The organism is Novosphingobium sp. KCTC 2891 (genome assembly GCF_025938155.1).
In the GTDB taxonomy this organism is placed as follows: Bacteria; Pseudomonadota; Alphaproteobacteria; order Sphingomonadales; family Sphingomonadaceae; genus Novosphingobium.
Window position 1 is genome coordinate 58,706 of sequence record NZ_JAPCZG010000008.1, and the last position, 17,452, is coordinate 76,157.

The window sequence follows — 17,452 nt, forward strand, 5'->3', positions numbered from 1 at the left end:
CTGCGGTCGAGATCGAGGGTGTCAGCGGCGGCGCCACGCCGCGCACCGTGTTCGACCTGACGCTCAACGATGTGGCTGTCAGTTCGGTGAGCAGTGGCGACAGCGCCGGAGGCGAATCATCGATCCAGGCCTCGTTCGGCTACAGCCGGATCGGCCTTGTCACCACCAGCCAGAACGCGGACGGCAGCCTTGGCGCGCAGCAATCGTTCGGCTGGGACATTGCCGCCAACAAGGCGATCGATCCGGCCACGCTCACCGCGCCGACCAACACGTTCGCGGGCGAGGTTCCTGATCCCGTCACTTATTACATCAAGATCGACGGCATCGCCGGGGATTCCGTCAGCAAGGACCACAAGGGCTGGTTCGAGGTCTCGTCTTACCAACTGGGAGCGAACAACACCGCCAGCCTGTTCGGCGGGGCGGGTGCCGGGAAGGCCGAATTCAGCGATCTGAACATCGCGCTAGCCGGCACCACCGCGCTGACCGCGCTTCTGGCCAGCAGTGCGGCCGGCAAGCATATCGCTGCCGTCGAGATCGAGGGCGTGAGCGGGGGCGCTACCCCAAGCACGGTGTTCGACCTGACGCTCAATGACGTGCTGGTCAGTTCGGTGAACAGCGGCACCGGGGGCGGTGACGGCGCCTTGTCGACCTCGGTTTCCTTCGGTTACAGCCGCATCGGGCTGGTGACGACCGAACAGAATCCGGACGGCAGCCCCGGAGACCGCTACGAATTCGGCTGGGATCTTGCCACCGCCAAGGTAATCGACCCGGACCTGCTCGCCATTCCCGATGACCGGGCGCCGCTGGTCGCTATCGGCAGCCTCGAGCTGGCCAGCGACACGGGCGCGTCTGCGCAAGACCTTGTCACCCGCGACGGACACGTGACACTCACGGGGACGGCCTCCGATGACGTGTCGGTCGCCAGCGTCCATATCCTCGATGGCACCACCGATCTTGGCGCCGCCACGCTGGTGGGCACCAACTGGACGTTCAGCGCGGAACTGGCGCCCGGCACGCACGTGCTCACCGCTGTCGCTACCGATTCCGGCGGGCAAACTGCCAGCACCGCCGCGCAGCCGGCGATCGTGGTCGATGTTGCGGCGCCCTCGCTTACCGTGGTGAGCGAAGTCCTGACCAACGATGCCGGCGCATCGCCGAGCGACTTCATCACGAACGATGGCCGTTTCACGCTGGCCGGCGCCGTCTCCGACAACCTCACGGCCGTTGGCGTGCACGTGTTCGATGGAACGACCGATCTTGGCGCGGCAACGGTGCTGGACGGTGGCTGGAGCTTCAGCGGAACCTTGCTGGCGGGGACGCATCATCTTTCCGCCGTGGCGGTCGATCTGGCCGGGAACAGCACCTCGGTGGACGCGGCCCAGGACATCACGGTGGACGCCACCGCGCCGACGGTTGCCACCAGCTTCCAGCATCTGCTGATCGATACCGGATCGTCTTCGACCGACGGGATCACCAGCGATGGCCGGATCTCGCTGGGCGGCACTGCGGCGGATAATCTTGCCTTGGCCAGCGTGCACGTGTTCGACGGAGTGACCGATCTTGGCGCGGCGTCCGTGGTGAACGGCAACTGGAGCTTCGAGACCGTGCTGGGTGCCGGCACGCACGCCTTGGTTGCGGTCGCCTATGACGTTGCGGGCAATCACACCGCATCTTTGCCGCAAGCGTCGGTGACGGTCGTGCCGCAGGCACCGATTGTCGGCAATCCGCTGCAAGCCGTGGTGCACGGGACGTCTGGAGCCGAGACCATCGTGTTCGGCACGAACAACCGGATCGTCATCGGCGGGAATGGCAACGACGTTTTCGCCATCGCCGGCGGCAGTTCTTTCGCAGGCCACATGGTGGTGGGCGGAGGCGGCACGGATACGTTGGATCTGTCCTCGCTTGGCTCGCCTCTGAACGTTCGCCTTGGCGGCGGATTAGCGATCGGGTCGGGACTGGGGCAGTTCTTTGCCTTATCGGTCGAGAACGTGATCGGCGGCAGCGGGAACGACACGCTGGGCGCCAGCAACTCCGTAAACACCCTGACGGGTGGGCGAGGGGCGGATATATTTGTCTACGCCTCGTTGAACGATGCCAGGAACCCCGGTGCGCCCGCCGGCGCCGCAAACGATACGATCACCGATTTCCATGAGGCAGCATTGTTCCCCGCAGGTCAGCGCGATGTCATCGACCTGCGCGGCATCGACGCCGTCCTGGGCGGACGGGATGATGCCTTCGCGTTCGTTACCAGCCCATGGAATGGTGCCGGCAATGCATTCACTGCCGCTGGCCAGATCCGCTACCAGTACGTCGTCGATTCCGCCGGGCAGGAGCATACGCTGATCTCGGGCAATGTTGACCGCATCGGGCAGGGCAATGGCCTGGCCGCGGATTTCGTGATCGACCTCATCGGCCATCACCAACTCGCCGCAGCCGATTTCCTGCTGTAGCGAGCGGCGCCCCTGCGTGGAAATGTCCTCGCAGGGGAGATGCCGTGCCGGGATCCGCGTTGGCATGTCCCTGTCGGTCGGCGCAGGGCAGCAGTATTGCGCCCGAAGCACGAAATACACCCGGCAGCCTCCCATTCGCCGCGTTGGCGATGGGGAGGGGATGGGCTTGGTCTGTATTCGGAAAATTGGTCGGGACGAGAGGATTCGAACCTCCGACCCCCACACCCCCAGTGTGATGCGCTACCAGGCTGCGCTACGTCCCGACCGGAAGCGGCGCCTATAGGCACCACTTTCAGGCATGGCAAGGGCCTTGGCGTCGATTTGCTGCCAGAGAACGTCGTTACGGACATTTCCGGCGCTTGGGCGGCGCTTCGATTGCCTTGATGCGGCAAGGCTGCTAGTCGCCCAGCCCACTATTCCCTCAGGTTGCGCAGCCGCGCGTCGGCTTCGCGCACCGTTGAAAAGAGTTTCCACCGATCCCATGAACGGTCCCGCCATGCTCAGCCTTCTTTCCGCAGCCGCGCCTGTCGCCGCTGCTACCGAACCGCCCGCCTACCTCCAGTTCCTGCCCCTCGTGGCGATGGCCGGTGTGTTCTACTTCCTGATCCTGCGCCCGCAGATGCGTCGGCAGAAGGATCACCAGACCAAGCTGTCGGCCCTGCAGAAGGGTGACCAGGTCGTCACCGCCGGCGGGCTGCTGGCCAAGGTGATCAAGGTGGATGAAAACACCGTCGATCTGGAACTTGCGCCCAACGTGCGCGTCAAGGCGGTGAAGTCGACCATCGGCGACATCGTTCCCCCGGGCGGCGCGGCCGCCGCCAACGACTGATCCCTCCGGCAGGAAGACCCGGTTCCCATGCTCGAATTCCCGCGCTGGAAAGTTCTGTGGCTGTGGTTGCTGACGCTGGTCTGCGCCCTGGCCGCAGTGCCCTCGCTTACCGCCACGATGGGCATCAGCCTGCCCGCCGCGCTGCCGCAGCCGAAGATCAATCTAGGCCTCGACCTTGCCGGCGGCAGCCACATCCTGCTCGAAGCCGATCCCTCGCAGGTGCGCCAGCAGCGCATCGAGGGTATGGACGAAAGCGTGCGCGGCAAGCTGAAGTCGCTCTCGGATCCGATCCGCATCAGCGACATTTCCAACCGCGGCGGCGCGCTGACCTTCCTTGTGGAGGACGTGACCAAGGTTGATGCAGTGCGCGAGGCGATCCTGCCGCTGACCAACGGCGCGGGCATGACCGGCAAGCGTGACTGGGCGATCACCGTCTCCGACGGCAACCGCTTCGTCCTGACGCCCACCCAGGAAGGCATCGACCAGGCGGTAAGCCAGGCGATGGACACTGCCGTGGAAGTCGTGCGCAAGCGCATCGACGCGCTGGGCACCAAGGAGCCGACGATCATCCGCCAGGGCGCCAACCGCATCGTGGTGCAGGTGCCGGGCCTTCAGGACCCGCAGGCGCTGAAGAACCTGCTGGGCCAGACGGCCAAGCTCGAATTCAAGCTGGTCGATACCACGGCGCTTCCGTCCGACGTGGCGCGCGGCATCGCGCCTCCGGGCAGCGAGATCGTGCCTTACGCCGATGCGCGTGAGGGCACTGCGCCCGCCATCGCTGTCAAGCGTCTGGGCGGCATTCGCGGCGACCAGCTGACCAATGCGCAGCAGACGAACAACCAGCAGACCAACGAACCCGTCGTCAGCATTACCTTCAACACCGAAGGCGGCGCGAAGTTCGCCAAGCTGACCACGCAGAACGTCAACAAGCCCTTCGCGATCATCCTCGATGGCAAGGTTCTGTCGGCGCCCAACATCAACGAGCCGATTCTGGGCGGTAGCGCCGTGATTTCGGGCCGCTTCACCACCGAAACCGCCAACCAGCTCGCCATCTCGCTGCGTTCGGGTGCGCTGCCGGTCGATCTTAAGGTGGTTGAGGAACGCACCGTCGGTCCGGACCTCGGCGCGGATTCGATCCGCAAGGGCATGATCGCGATGGGCGTCGGCACGCTGGCGCTGGCGGTGTTCATTCTCGTCACCTACGGCCGCTTCGGCGTCTATGCCTGTGCCGCGCTGGTCATCAACGTGCTGATGATCCTGGGCATCATGGGCATTGTCGGCACCACGCTGACGCTGCCCGGTATCGCCGGCTTCGTGCTGACCATCGGCGCCGCGGTCGATGCCAACGTGCTGATCAACGAACGCATCCGCGAGGAGCGGCACCGCGGGCGGCGCGTCGTCGCCGCAGTGGAGATGGGCTACAAGGAGGCCAGCCGCGCCATCTTCGACGCCAACATCACCAACGTGATCGCGGCCGTGCTGATGTTCGCCTTCGGCTCCGGCCCGGTGAAGGGCTTCGCTGTCGTGCTGATGATCGGTATCGCCACCTCGGTGTTCACCGCCGTGACCCTGACCCGCCTGTGGGTTGCGCAGTGGCTTCGCCGCGCGCGCCCGGCCGACCTGAACCTGTAAGAGGAGACGAAGGACATGAAGCTCCTCAAACTCGTTCCCGATCACACCAACATCCACTTCCTGAAGTGGCGGGTGCCATTCTACGTCGTCAGCCTGGTGCTCATGCTGGCCTCGATCGGCCTTGTAGCCACGCGCGGGCTCAACCTGGGCGTCGATTTCGTCGGCGGCCAGATGATCCGCGTGACGTTCGAGCGCAGCGCCGAAGCCCCCGTGGCGCAGCTGCGCAGCGAAGTGGCGAAGCTCGGTTATGGTGAGCCGATCATCCAGCGCTACGGCAAGCCGAACGAGATCTCGATCCGCATGAAGCTGCCCGAAGGATCGGACCACGATGCTTCGCTGTCGGACAAGATGGCCCGCACCATTACCGCGGACGTGAAGAAGAACCACGCCGACGCACGTATCGACGGCGTCGATTCGGTTTCGGGCAAGGTTTCCAAGGAACTGGGCTGGGACGCCTTTAAGGCGCTCGGCTTCGCGGCGCTGGCGGTGGCGGCCTATATCTGGCTGCGGTTCGAATGGCAGTTCGGCATCGGCGCACTGCTCAGCCTCGTCCACGACGTGACGCTGACGATGGGGATGTTCTCGCTGACGCAGATGGAGTTCGACCTCAACATCGTAGCCGCGCTGCTCACCCTGATCGGCTATTCGCTGAACGACACCATCGTTGTTTACGACCGCATCCGCGAGAACCTGAAAAAGTATCGCAAGATGCCGATGCCGGAACTGCTCGACCTTTCGGTGAACGAGACGCTGGCGCGCACGATCGTGACCTCGCTGTCGATGCTCATCACGCTGGTCGCGCTGCTGCTGTTCGGGCCGGACGTGATCTTCGGCTTCACCGCAGCGATCACGCTGGGCATTTTCGTCGGCACCTACAGCTCGATCTACATGGCCGCGCCGATCCTGATCTGGCTGAAGGTCAACCCGAAGAGCTTCGTGCCCACGGAAACCGCGCTGGAAAAGCAGGAGCGTCTGGCGCGCGAAGGCGCCTGACACGTCCGACAACAGGAAGCGGGTGCGTCATGAGGCCGCCCGTTTCCTGCAGGGCGCTTTATCGCGCCGCGACCACGCTTTCATAGATTTCCGCCAGCCGGGCCGCATTCTCCTCCCAGCTGAAATTCGCGGCGCAGGCGGCAATTTTATCCTGCGGCGTGCGGGCCGCAATCACGTCCTCAAGGCCCCGAGCGATCGCGGCCGGATCACGCTCCACCAGCCGTCCGGCGGCCGGATTGCGCACCACTTCGCGCGCGCCGCCGATGTCGGGAATCACCACCGGCGTGCCGCAGGCGAGTGCCTCGATCCAGGCATTGGCCAGACCTTCGCGCTCCGACGGCAGCACCATGGCATCCGCAGCGCTCAGCAGCGCCGGCAGGACATCGTGCCCCACGTTGCCGAGGAACCGGACCTTTGCGGCAACGCCGCAACTCTCTGCCAGCGCGCGCAGTGCCTGATCCTGCGAGCCTTCTCCCACGATGACGAGGCGCACGGCTGCCGGCAGGTGCGCCATGGCGCGGATCGCCAGGTCCAGTCCCTTGACCGGGACCAGTGCGCCGACGCTGACCACCAGTGGGCCATCCGTTGCAATGCCAAGACTGGCCACGCTTTGGCGGGCTTCCGCGCGGGGCAGGGGGCGGAAGCGCTGGCGGTCCAGCCCGGTGTAGTGGACCTGCAGGTGCCCGGTTTCGAGGCCGAGCACGGCCATGTCCCGCCCCAGCGCCGCCGACACCGAAAGAACGGCCGAGGCGCTTGCCGATGCGTCGCGCATTTGCCGCAAAGCCGAGGCACGCTCTCCCCAATAGTGAATGTCGGACCCGCGCGCCTTCATCGCAAAGGGCAGGCCCAGCGCACCGGCGATCCGCGCGGCGGCCGGGCCATCGGGATAGAAGAATTGCGCATCGACCATGTCGAACGGCTGCGCAGCGTGGAGGCGGCGGACCAGCGGCAGGATCGCGCGGGTGATCAGCGCCGGGTTGAACCGTCCGCTGAGGCCGGGGATCAGCGTGAAGCGCGGATGGTGGACAGTGACGCTGCCGGCCTGTTCGACCGGCGGGATCGCCATCAGCTTGGCATAGCGCTTGAGCGGCAGGGGCGGCAGGCCGATGGGATTGACCACGGTCACGTCCCAGTCGCCGCGCGCGGCCAGCGCTTCCATCTGCCGGGAAACGAACCGGCCGAAGCCGGGGCGCTGGGGGGCAGGGTAGAGCGTCGCAATGGACAGCAGGCGCCGGGTCACCGCGGGTCTTGGGTCCGGAAACGGAGGCTCACAGTCGGCGGACCAGCATTTCGGCCACGCCCAGCCATGCGGGCTGGTCGATCACCACCTGTCGCTGGCCGATCCCCGGCGGGAGCAGCGCGATGCGTCCGTTGTCGTGGTCGATCATGCGGCCGAAGGCGAAACGGCCGGCGGGGCGCGGCACCAGCACATCGCGGTTGAGCGACCGGGCGAAGTCCTCGGGGCCGCACTGGCGCAGCCACACCTGATCCCCTGCGCGGTATTCGCCGACGCTCGCTTCGACGCTGAGGACCACCACCGGGCTGTCGCCATCGGGCGCGAGCGGGAACACCGCCTCCATCGGGCGCGCCAGTGCTTCCGCGCCCTGCAGGCCCAGCCGTGCGATCATCGCTGTCGGCCGGTCGGTTTCGGCGCCGACCAGCAATTGCGGATCGACATCGAGCGCGCTGGCGATGCGATTCATCCAGGCGAGCGAAAGCGAGCGCATCCCCGTCTCCAGACGGCCGATGGTCTGCGCGGTGGTCGGCGGATCGCAGCGGGCGGCTACGTCGGCCAGTGTCAGACCCTTCTGGCGGCGAATGTCGCGAATGCGGTTGATCATGGCACGGCTGCTCTCGGCTAGTGATCGGCGGGGGCGTGCGCTTTCTGCTTTCCTACAAAGCGCTGCTTCGGGCAAGTATTTAGAATGTTCGTGTTGTGTTCTAAATTACCGGGAGGATTTATGTCTCAGGTACTGGAAGACCGAGAATTGACGACCGAAGGCCCCCTGCAGTGTTCGATGATGAAGGGCAAGTCGCGGACAGTAAAGGTAAATATTGCCGAATCTCCGCTGACGTGGCTGCATGCGCGTGGTCATCTCGATGACCGGCGGTTTGCCGCGGGCGAGCGGCTCCGCGCCGACTGGGAGTGCGCGCAGCTTGCCCCGGTGGTGACGATGCAATGGAATCCGGTGCGGCTGCCGCGCGATCCGGGCCGCGATCTCACCGCCGGAGAACGTCAACTGGCGGCGCGACGACGTTTCGATTCGGCCATTTCGGCCGCCGGAAACGGGCTTTCCGACATTCTCTGGCGCGTGGTCTGCGCGGGCGAGGGACTCCCTGTTGTCGAACGGGCGCTGGGATGGCCGGTGCGCAGTGGCAAGCTGGTGCTCGGGATCGCTCTTGATCGGGTGGCGGATTACTACCGCATCCGATGAACGGCTGACGGGCATCGACGGGCGACATTTGCCCGCTTCCCGAACCGGTTTCCAAGCGGTAACGCTTGCAACGACCGGTTCGGGGAGCATCATAATGGAAAGACGCGAATTTCTTGGCCTTGCTGGCGGCGCGGTGGCCGCTTGGGGGCTCAGCTGGCCCGGCCGGGTGCTCGCGCAGGGCAGCGCCGATGCGGCGCTCAACGCGCTGCTCGACCGGATCTTCTACGACGAACTGCTGCTCAACCCGGAACAGGCGACGGGATATGGCCTCGATCGCGGCGTTCGCTCGCAGCTGCGGTACCGCCTGAGCGACGGCAGCGAGGCGGGCAAGGCTGCGCAGGACGGGTTCAACCGCCGCGTGCTGTCCGAAATCCGTGCGTTCGATCCGGCCGGCCTCAGCGATGCGGGCAAGCGGATCAAGGCCATCGCCACCTACAAGTACGAGCAGGAACTCGTCGCCGATCCGCTGGGCGTGGACGATGTGCAGTCGCCCTATCCGATCACCCAGCAGGACGGCGTCTATTTCGGTATTCCAGATTTCCTCGACAGCCAGCATCCCATCGAGAGTGCGGAGGATGCCGAGGCCTATCTCTCGCGGCTTCACTTCTTCCGCTTTTCGCTGGATGAGCAGACCGAGGATCAGCGGCGCAAGGCCGCGCGCGGCCTCGTCGCGCCGGGCTGGTCGATCGATCTCGCGCTCGGCCAGATGAAGAAGCTGCGCCAACCCGCGCCCGAGCAGAACGCCATGGTCCGCTCGCTGGTGAAGCGCGCCGCCGCCAAACAGATCGCAGGCGACTGGGAAGCGCGCGCGGCAAAGCTGGTGGCCGGCGAGATCTATCCCGCGCTTGATCGCCAGATTGCGCTGATGGAGCGGCTGCGGCGTACTACGCGCCCCGGTGACGGCGCATGGCGCCTGCCCAAGGGCGATGCGATCTATGCCGCTGCACTGGCGCAGGCGACGACCACCACGATGACGCCCGAGGAAGTTCACAAGATCGGCCTGGAACAGGTCGCGGACATTTCGGGCAAGCTGGACGCCATCCTGAAGGGCGCTGGCTACACCAAGGGCACCGTGGGTGAACGGCTCACCGCGCTCAACCACGCGGGGGAACAGCTCTATCCCGATACCGACGAGGGCCGCGCCGCGCTGTTGGCGGGCCTTAACGCCGGGGTCGCGTCGATGCAGGGCAGGTTGCCGCGCGCCTTCGCGGACATTCCCAGCGAACCGCTCGAAATCCGCCGCGTGCCGATCGAGATCCAGGACGGCGCGCCCAATGGCTATTACTACTCCGCCGCGCTCGATGGTTCGCGCCCGGCGATCTACTGGATCAATCTCAAGTCCACCGGCGACTGGCCGAAATATTCCCTGCCCGCGCTGACCTATCACGAGGGCATCCCGGGCCATCACCTCCAGGGTGGCTACAGCCGCAAGGGCGGCGCGCTGCCGATGATGCTGAAGGACTATTTCCTGTCGGCCTACGGCGAGGGCTGGGCGCTCTATGCCGAGCAGCTGGCCGACGAGCTGGGCGGCTACAACGGCATCGAACAGGCGGGATATCTCCAGTCGTTCCTGTTCCGCGCCGCGCGGCTAGTGGTCGATACCGGGCTGAACCATTTCCGATGGAGCCGCGAGAAGGCGACGGACTACATGGTCGCGACCGTCGGCTTCGCGCGGCCGCGCAGCCAGCGCGAGGTCGAGCGCTATTGCGCCTCGATCGGGCAGGCGTGCAGCTACAAGATCGGCCACACCGCGTGGGTGCGCGCCCGGCAAAAGGCCGAGGCGGCGCTCGGGCCGAAGTTCAGCCTGCCGTGGTTCCACGACATCCTGAAGGAAGGCGTGATGCCTCTGTCGATGATGGAAGCCCGCGTCGAGGAGCGCACCGCCGAACGCCTGCGCACGGCCTGACCCTCCCACCAAGGAACAAGAAGATCATGGAACGACGGCAGTTTCTCGCCGGCAGCAGCGCGCTTGCAGCCCTCACCATCGCACGTCCGGCGGCGGCCTTCACTGCTGCACCCGCGTCCGGCGCCGATCTGGCGCTCGACGGGCTGTTCGGCCGCATCTTCAACGACACGCTGGCGCTGTCGCCCGAAAGCGTCAGCTCGCTGGGGCTGGACAAGGGTGACTGGGCCGCGATGAAGTCGCAGCTCGACGACCGCACCGAAGCAGGGGTCTCTGCGGGAGTGACGCAGACGCGGCAGGCCCTGGCGGATCTGGCCAAGGTGGACCGCGCGGCGCTGTCGCCGGCCAGCCTGCTCAATCTGGATGTGGTCAACTACCAGCTTGAAACCCGGCTCGACTCGCCACGGCTCAAGGTGGATGCGGTTCAGCGCCCCTACCGGCTCTACCAGCAGGGCGGCGCCTATTTTTCGCTGCCCGACTTTCTCGACAGCCGCCATACCATCGAGACGGCTGCCGATGCGGAAGCCTATCTCGCACGGCTCGCGCTGGTGGGCAGGGCGCTGGATGAAGACACCGCCGAGCAGAAGGCGCAGGCCGCGAGGGGGCTGGTCGCGCCGGGCTGGTCGCTCGATCTGACGCTGGGGCAGATGCAGAAGCTGCGCGCCGTGGCCGCAGGCGAGAACACCATGGTCGGCTCGCTGGTGCGCCGTGCCGCAGCAAAGGGCATTCCGGGCGATTGGAAGGCGCGCGCGGAAAAGATCGTCGCGGGCACGGTCTATCCCGCGCTCGACCGGCAGATCGCCCTGGTGCAGCAGCTGCGCGGCCAGACGCAGCCGGGCGATGGCGCATGGCGCCTGCCCAATGGCGATGCGATCTATGCCGCCGCGCTGCGGCAGGCGACGACCACGGAGTTCAGCCCGGAGGAGGTCCACAGGATCGGCCTCGATCAGGTGGCGGACCTGACGGCGAAGCTGGACGCGGTGCTCAAGGCTGCGGGGATGACCAAGGGCACGGTCGGCGAACGGCTTGCCGCGCTCAACGTCCAGCCGGACCAGCTCTACCCGAACACCGACGAAGGGCGCGCCACGCTCATCGCCAGCCTCAACGCGGGCGTGGCGCGGATGACCGGCCTGCTGCCGCGCGCCTTCGCCACCCTGCCGGGCCAGCCGCTCGAAATCCGCCGCGTTCCGGTGGAGATTCAGGACGGAGCGTCCAACGGCTACTACTACCGGGCTGCGCTGGATGGCTCGCGTCCGGCGATCTACTGGATCAATCTCAAGGACGTAGGCGACTGGCCGAAGTATTCGCTGCCGTCGCTGACCTACCACGAGGGCGTGCCGGGCCATCACCTGCAGATCTCCATCGCGCAGACGTCGAAGGACATTCCGATGCTTCGGAAGATCGGCGGGTTCTCGGCCTATTCCGAAGGCTGGGCGCTCTATTCGGAACAGCTGGCCGACGAACTCGGCGCTTATGACGGCATCGAGAAGGCGGGCTATCTCCAGTCCTTCCTGTTCCGCGCCGCGCGCCTCGTCATCGACACGGGGCTGCACACCAAGCGCTGGAGCCGTGAGCAGGCGACCGATTACATGGTCGCCACCACCGGCTTCGCCCGCCCGCGCAGCCAGCGCGAGGTAGAGCGTTACTGCACCATGATCGGGCAGGCGTGCAGCTACAAGATGGGCCACATCGCCTGGACCCGCGCGCGTGAAAAGGCGCAGAAGGCACTGGGGCCGAAGTTCGACGTCAAGCACTTCCACGAAGTGCTGCGCGAAGGCGCGATGCCGCTATCGATCCTCGAAAAGCGCATCGACGAAAGGACGGCGGCCGCGCTTCGGGGTTGAAAATGAAGGGGCAGGTTCGAGGGCCAGCGGCCCTCGAGCTCCCGTCACATCCCCGGCGTGGGTGAGAACAATTCGGCGGCGTAGCGCGTTTCCGGCGCCGTCACTCTATGGACGCGTGTCGGTGCCTCACGCGCCGGGCTTTCGCTGGAAGACGGAGGCAGGGTGCAGGGATGGTAAATCCCTGCAATATTCCTACCCTTCGGCCATTTCCGCCAGTTCCAGCCAGCGTTCTTCCGCTGCTTCCTTGTCGGCGCGCACCTTTTCCAGCGCGGCCATCAGCGCATCGAACTTCTTCGGATCCTTTGCGTAAAGGTCGGCGTCGGCCAGTTGTGCCTCGCCGCGCGCGATCGCCGCGTCCAGTTCCTCGATCCGCTTGGGCAGCAGCTCGTAGTCGCGCTGGTCCTTGTAGGAGAGCTTGCCCTTCTTGGGCGGCGGCGGGGGAGGGGGCGCCGCTTCGGCCTTCGCGGCCGTCGGTTTTGCCGGGGCGCTGCGGCTTTTGCGCATCTTCTCCCAGTCGGCATAGCCGCCCGCGACCACATCGACCTTGCCCGAGCCATCGAGGCCCAGCGTGATCGTCACGGTGCGGTCGAGGAAGTCGCGGTCGTGGCTGACGATCAGCACGGTGCCGTCGTAGTCCGAGATCACTTCCTGCAGCAGGTCGAGCGTTTCGAGATCGAGATCGTTGGTCGGTTCGTCCAGCACCAGCAGGTTGGAAAACCGCGCGAACTCGCGCGCCAGCAGCAGGCGCGAGCGTTCACCGCCCGATAGCGTGCCCACGCGCGCTTCGACGAGGCCGGGATCGAACAGGAAGTCCTTGAGATAGCCCTGGATGTGCTTGCGCACCCCGCGCACGTCGATCCAGTCTCCGCCTTCGGCCAGCACGTCGCGCACCCGCTTGTCGGGCGCCATCAGGCTGCGCTGCTGGTCGATCATCACGCCTTGCAGCGTCTTGGCCAGCGTCACCGTGCCGCTGTCGGGCTGGATCTCACCGGTCAGCAGCTTCAGCAGCGTGGTCTTGCCCGCGCCATTGGAACCCACCACGCCGATGCGGTCCTTGCGCGTGATGCGCAGCGAGAAGTCCTTGATGATCTGCCGGTCGCCGAAGGACTTGTTGACGTGATCGGCCACGATCACCGCTTTGCTCTTGGCATCGTCGCTGGCGATGGCGAGCTTGGCCGTGCCTTGCGGGCTGAGCATGGCGGCGCGCTGGGCGCGCATTTCCCACAGCTTCTCCAGCCGGCCCTGGTTGCGCTTGCGCCGGGCGGTCACGCCGCGTTCCAGCCAGTGCGCCTCGATCTTCAGCTTGGCATCGAGCTTGTCCGCGGCGCGCGCTTCCTCGGCGTAGACCTGTTCCATCCACGCTTCGTACCCGCCGAAGCCGATTTCCTTGCGGCGGAGCGATCCCCGGTCGAGCCACAAGGTTGCCCTGGTCAGTCGCTCGAGGAAGGTACGGTCGTGGCTGATGACCACGAAGGCGCCATTGTAGCGCTGGAGCCAGGATTCGAGCCAGTCGATCGCGGCAAGGTCGAGATGGTTGGTCGGCTCGTCCAGCAGCAGCAGGTCCGGTTCCATCGCCAGCGCGCGCGCCAGCGCCGCACGGCGCCGTTCGCCGCCGCTGGCGCTGTCGGCCTTGCGGCTCAGGTCGATGCCCAGCTGCCCGGCAATCGCTTCCACTTCGTGGCGTTGCGGGGCATCCTTGCCCGCCAGCGTGAAGTCGAGCAGCGTGTCATAGCCGGTGAAGAACGGGTCCTGCTCCAGCGTGACGACCTTGGTTCCCGGCTGGATCGAGCGGGTGCCCTTGTCGGCATCGATCTGCCCGCCGATCAGCTTGAGCAGCGTGGTCTTGCCCGCGCCGTTGCGCCCGATCAGCGCGAGCCGGTCACGCGGGCCGATGTTGATGTCGAGATCCCGGAAAAGCCAGCCGGTGCCCTGGACAAGGCCGAGGCCTTCCCAGCTGAGAATTGGTGCTGCTGCCATGGTCGCAGCGCCTAGCGCGCATCGCGCCGAACGTCCAGCCGCCGGGCCTCCAGGCTTTGCCGTGTGGTGCATTCCTGCCACCTTTGCGGATGAACCGCACCGGACGGGCATATTCACAGCTTGTTCAATGCGGCGGGGCTAGGCATCCCATCATTATGCGATGGACCGTCAAACTCGTCGGCGCGCTTGCCGCGCTTCATGTCGCCGCCGTGCCTCTCGTGGCCCACGCCGAACCGCGTGCGGACGAGCAGGGCGAGGCGCGCCGCGACTTGCGCGCGGGCAACGTCCGCAGCCTGCGCGACATCGAGCGGCGCGTGCTGCCCTCGAAGCCGGGGATGCAGTATCTTGGCCCCGAATACGATCCGGCCGCGATGGCCTATCGGCTCAAGTTCATCCGCGATGGCCGCGTGGTGTTCGTCGATGTCGATGCGCGCACCGGGCAGGTTCTCGGCGAGTCCCGCTGAACGCCGCCTTTTGGCCCCGTTTCTTGACCGTTCAGGTTCTTGGGACCATCTAGCCCTGTAACACGTTTGGCGTGAAATCCCCTTTTCCGGGGACGAAGCGCAAGAAGGGGCAGCCGCAATGCGTATCCTGATCGTCGAGGATGAACCCACCCTCGGCAAGCAGCTCAAGTCGACTCTGGAGCAAACCGGCTATGCGGTCGATCTTTCGACCGATGGCGAGGATGGCCACTTCCTCGGTTCGACCGAGGAATACGATGCCGTGATCCTCGATCTGGGCCTGCCCGAAATCGACGGCCTGACCGTGCTCGGTATGTGGCGCAAGGAAGGCCGGAAGTTTCCGGTGCTGGTGCTCACCGCGCGTGACAGCTGGTCCGACAAGGTCGCCGGCCTCGATGCCGGCGCCGACGATTATCTCGCCAAGCCTTTCCAGACCGAGGAACTGATCGCCCGCCTTCGCGCGCTGATCCGCCGCGCCTCGGGCAATTCCAGCTCCGAACTTACCGCCGGCGACGTGCGGCTCGACACCCGCTCTGGCCGCGTCACGCTGGGTGGCGAGCCGGTCAAGCTGACCGCGCAGGAATACAAGCTGCTGTCCTACCTGCTCCACCACAAGGGCAAGGTGGTCAGCCGCACCGAACTGATCGAGCATATCTACGATCAGGATTTCGACCGCGATTCCAACACGATCGAAGTCTTCGTCACCCGCATTCGCAAGAAGCTGGGTCCGGACGTGATCACCACGATCCGCGGCCTTGGCTACAGCCTCGACGATCCGGCGCTGCCGCGCGGCTGAGCCGCCCGCGTCCAGCCTCTTCGTCCTTCCGCAAGGTTACGTGCCGCCCGTGCAGGTCCCGGTCAAAGACAGCACGCCACAGGAAGGAAACGCTCCGCCGCGCGCGCCGCACACCGGCTCGCTCGCGCGGCGGATGCTGTTCATCGCCTTCGCGTGGATCACGGTGCTGCTGCTGGGCGGCGGCATCGCGCTCGACCGCACGCTGACCGGGCTGGTCACGCGCAATTTCGACGAGCAGCTGGGCTATATGCTGACCGCGATGGTCGCTTCGGCGGAAATCGGCCCGGATGGCGAAGTGTTCTTCAACCGTCCCTTGGGCGACCAGCGCTTTCTGGAACCCAACAGCGGGCTTTACTGGCAGATTTCGGGGCAGGGGCACGAGGATTTCCCCTCGCGCTCGCTGTGGGACCGCACGCTCAAGCTGAAGAACGACCACTTCGACAACCAGCCCCACATCTATGACAGCGACCAGTTCGACGGCGAACGCCTGCGCGTGATCGAACGTTCGGTGATTCTGCCGGGCAGCAACACGCTGTGGCAGTTCTCGGTCGCCGCCAGCCGGGGCGAAATCGACGCGCAGATCCGTCGCATCCGCTCGATCCTGGTGTGGTCGTTCGTGGTGCTCGGCCTTGGCCTGACGGGCATGGCGTCGCTTCAGACGTACTACGGCCTTTCGCCGCTACGCCGCGTGCGCCGCGCCATCCAGCTGATGCGCGAAGGCGGGGCCAGCCGCGTGGACGAGCCGCTGCCGCTGGAAGTGCAGCCGCTGGTACAGGAACTCAACGGCCTGCTCGAACACTCCGAGCGGCAGGCGGAGGAGGCGCGCACCCACGCCGGCAATCTCGCCCATGCGCTCAAGACCCCGCTGACCGTGGTGATGAACGCGGCGACAGCCAAGGCGCCCGATCTGGCCGATACCGTGATCCGCGAAGCCGCGGTGATGCGCCGACAGGTCGATCACCATCTCGCCCGCGCCCGCGCGGTGGGGCGGCGCGCCACCGGCCTTGCCCGTGCGCAGGTGTGGGAAAGCGCGGAGGCGGTGGAGCGTGCCGTCACCCGGCTCTATCCCAAATCCCGGCTCGACATGGACGGGAACCGCGATGCGCTGGTCGCGATCGAGCGGCAGGATCTGGACGAGATCCTCGGCAACCTGATCGAGAACGCGGCAAAGTATGGCGGCGGCTCGGTGTTCATTACCATCGACGCCGCGCCCACCGATCCCAAGTATTGCGATATCTGGGTCGAGGACGACGGCCTTGGCATCCCGGAAGCCGAACGCGAACGCATCTTCGACCGCGGCGCGCGGCTCGATACCGGCAAGCCCGGCACCGGCCTTGGCCTTGCCATCGTGCGCGACGTGGCAGAACTCTATGGCGGATCGGTCGAACTCGGCGAAAGCGAGGACCTTGGCGGTTTGCTCACCACGCTCCGGCTGCCGCGCGCGGCGGGGAAGTAGCGCTTACACCAGTCCGCGCTTGGCCGCCTCGATCGCGGCTTCGGCGCGGCTGGCAATGTTGAGCTTGCGGTAGATGTTCTTGACGTGGGTTCCCACGGTGTGCGCACCGATGCCCAGCGCGTGGGCGGCCTCGGCGATGGTCAGCCCGCGCCCGATCGCGCGCAGCACATCGGTTTCGCGCTGGGTGATCGCGACGTCCACCTCGACCGGCGCGCGCGCCTCGATCCGGAACCGCTCCAGCAGCTTGCGTGCGATCTGCGGGGAGACCGGCACTTCACCGCGCTCCAGCCCGCGCAGCCGCTCCTCGATGGCGGAAATGTCGTCGCCCTTGAGCAGGTAGCCCTGCGCGCCAGCGCCCAGCGCGCGCATCACGTTGCCGTCATCCTCGAAGATCGTGGTGACGATGCAGGTGGCGTTGGAATCGCCCGCAAGTTCTGAAATGATCGCATCGCCCGAACCGTCGGGCAAGCCAAGGTCGACCAGGGCGATCAGCGGCAGGTCGATCTCGCGGTGGTCGCGCAGCCACGCGCGCGCTTCCGCGAGCGAGCCGGCCTCGTGCGCGCGGGCCACCCCGAAGACGTCGGCCGCACGCTCCGCGAGAGCCTCTCTCAGCGGGGCGATGTCCTCGATGACCAGCACCTGGCGGCTGTCGTCCATGATCTCTCCCCGCTCTCCT

14 protein-coding genes and 1 tRNA gene are annotated in these 17,452 nt (G+C 66.2%); 10 read left to right on the forward strand and 5 right to left on the reverse strand.

All coding sequences use genetic code 11. The features are described 5' to 3' along the window. On the forward strand, positions 1-2,450 hold a 2,450-nt coding region (locus tag OLX02_RS14840), incomplete at its 5' end, for an Ig-like domain-containing protein (protein ID WP_264424098.1). 186 nt (positions 2,451-2,636) lie between these two features. Here the strand turns inward: OLX02_RS14840 and OLX02_RS14845 are convergent. Next, positions 2,637-2,713: transfer RNA gene (locus tag OLX02_RS14845), tRNA-Pro, on the reverse strand. 218 nt (positions 2,714-2,931) lie between these two features. Here OLX02_RS14845 and yajC point away from each other — a divergent pair. From yajC to secF, 3 genes are read left to right on the forward strand one after another with little or no spacing between them, the layout of a single operon-like run. Continuing rightward, a complete protein-coding gene (gene yajC / locus OLX02_RS14850) occupies positions 2,932-3,279 on the forward strand; it encodes a preprotein translocase subunit YajC (protein ID WP_264424100.1) in 348 nt (115 codons plus the stop codon). 27 nt (positions 3,280-3,306) lie between these two features. Beyond that, a complete protein-coding gene (gene secD, locus OLX02_RS14855) occupies positions 3,307-4,911 on the forward strand; it encodes a protein translocase subunit SecD (protein WP_264424102.1) in 1,605 nt (534 codons plus the stop codon). A gap of 15 nt (positions 4,912-4,926) precedes the next feature. Beyond that, positions 4,927-5,904, forward strand: a complete 978-nt coding sequence (gene secF, locus OLX02_RS14860) for a protein translocase subunit SecF (protein WP_264424104.1) — start codon at positions 4,927-4,929, stop codon at positions 5,902-5,904. 58 nt (positions 5,905-5,962) lie between these two features. Here the strand turns inward: secF and OLX02_RS14865 are convergent, their stop codons facing one another. Together OLX02_RS14865 and OLX02_RS14870 are read right to left on the reverse strand one after the other, a co-directional pair. Continuing rightward, positions 5,963-7,144 carry a glycosyltransferase gene (locus OLX02_RS14865; RefSeq protein WP_264424106.1) on the reverse strand — a complete coding sequence of 394 codons (1,182 nt, stop codon included), beginning with the start codon at positions 7,142-7,144 and terminating at the stop codon, positions 5,963-5,965. Positions 7,145-7,172: 28 nt separating this feature from the next. Further along, a complete protein-coding gene (locus tag OLX02_RS14870) occupies positions 7,173-7,745 on the reverse strand; it encodes a helix-turn-helix domain-containing protein (RefSeq protein ID WP_264424107.1) in 573 nt (190 codons plus the stop codon). Positions 7,746-7,865: 120 nt separating this feature from the next. Between OLX02_RS14870 and OLX02_RS14875 the strand changes: the two genes are divergently transcribed. From OLX02_RS14875 to OLX02_RS14885, 3 genes are all read left to right on the forward strand, one after another. Next, a complete protein-coding gene (locus tag OLX02_RS14875; protein ID WP_264424109.1) occupies positions 7,866-8,339 on the forward strand; it encodes a DUF6456 domain-containing protein in 474 nt (157 codons plus the stop codon). A 94-nt stretch (positions 8,340-8,433) separates the two neighbouring features. Continuing rightward, entirely contained in the window at positions 8,434-10,245 is a 1,812-nt protein-coding gene (locus tag OLX02_RS14880; protein ID WP_264424111.1) for a DUF885 domain-containing protein, read from the forward strand. Positions 10,246-10,271: 26 nt separating this feature from the next. Then, positions 10,272-12,086: a DUF885 domain-containing protein gene (locus OLX02_RS14885; RefSeq protein WP_264424112.1), complete on the forward strand. Its 1,815-nt coding sequence runs from the start codon at positions 10,272-10,274 to the stop codon at positions 12,084-12,086. Positions 12,087-12,278: 192 nt separating this feature from the next. Here OLX02_RS14885 and OLX02_RS14890 read toward each other — a convergent pair whose 3' ends face one another. Continuing rightward, positions 12,279-14,063, reverse strand: coding sequence for an ABC-F family ATP-binding cassette domain-containing protein (locus OLX02_RS14890; protein WP_264424114.1), 1,785 nt, complete (start codon positions 14,061-14,063; stop codon positions 12,279-12,281). Positions 14,064-14,218: 155 nt separating this feature from the next. On the opposite strand from OLX02_RS14890, the gene OLX02_RS14895 reads away from it, so the two are divergent. The 3 genes from OLX02_RS14895 to OLX02_RS14905 all read left to right on the forward strand — a co-directional run bounded on the left by OLX02_RS14895 (position 14,219) and on the right by OLX02_RS14905 (position 16,776). Further along, positions 14,219-14,527, forward strand: a complete 309-nt coding sequence (locus OLX02_RS14895) for a PepSY domain-containing protein (protein ID WP_264424116.1) — start codon at positions 14,219-14,221, stop codon at positions 14,525-14,527. A 118-nt stretch (positions 14,528-14,645) separates the two neighbouring features. Beyond that, complete coding sequence (locus OLX02_RS14900; RefSeq protein WP_264424118.1) at positions 14,646-15,320, forward strand: response regulator transcription factor; 675 nt, start codon at positions 14,646-14,648, stop codon at positions 15,318-15,320. 133 nt (positions 15,321-15,453) lie between these two features. Beyond that, on the forward strand, positions 15,454-16,776 hold the full coding sequence (locus OLX02_RS14905) for a sensor histidine kinase (protein WP_264424355.1): 1,323 nt from the start codon (positions 15,454-15,456) through the stop codon (positions 16,774-16,776). Positions 16,777-16,779: 3 nt separating this feature from the next. Here the strand turns inward: OLX02_RS14905 and OLX02_RS14910 are convergent, their stop codons facing one another. Continuing rightward, complete coding sequence (locus tag OLX02_RS14910) at positions 16,780-17,433, reverse strand: LuxR C-terminal-related transcriptional regulator (RefSeq protein ID WP_264424120.1); 654 nt, start codon at positions 17,431-17,433, stop codon at positions 16,780-16,782. Positions 17,434-17,452 lie beyond the last annotated feature (19 nt).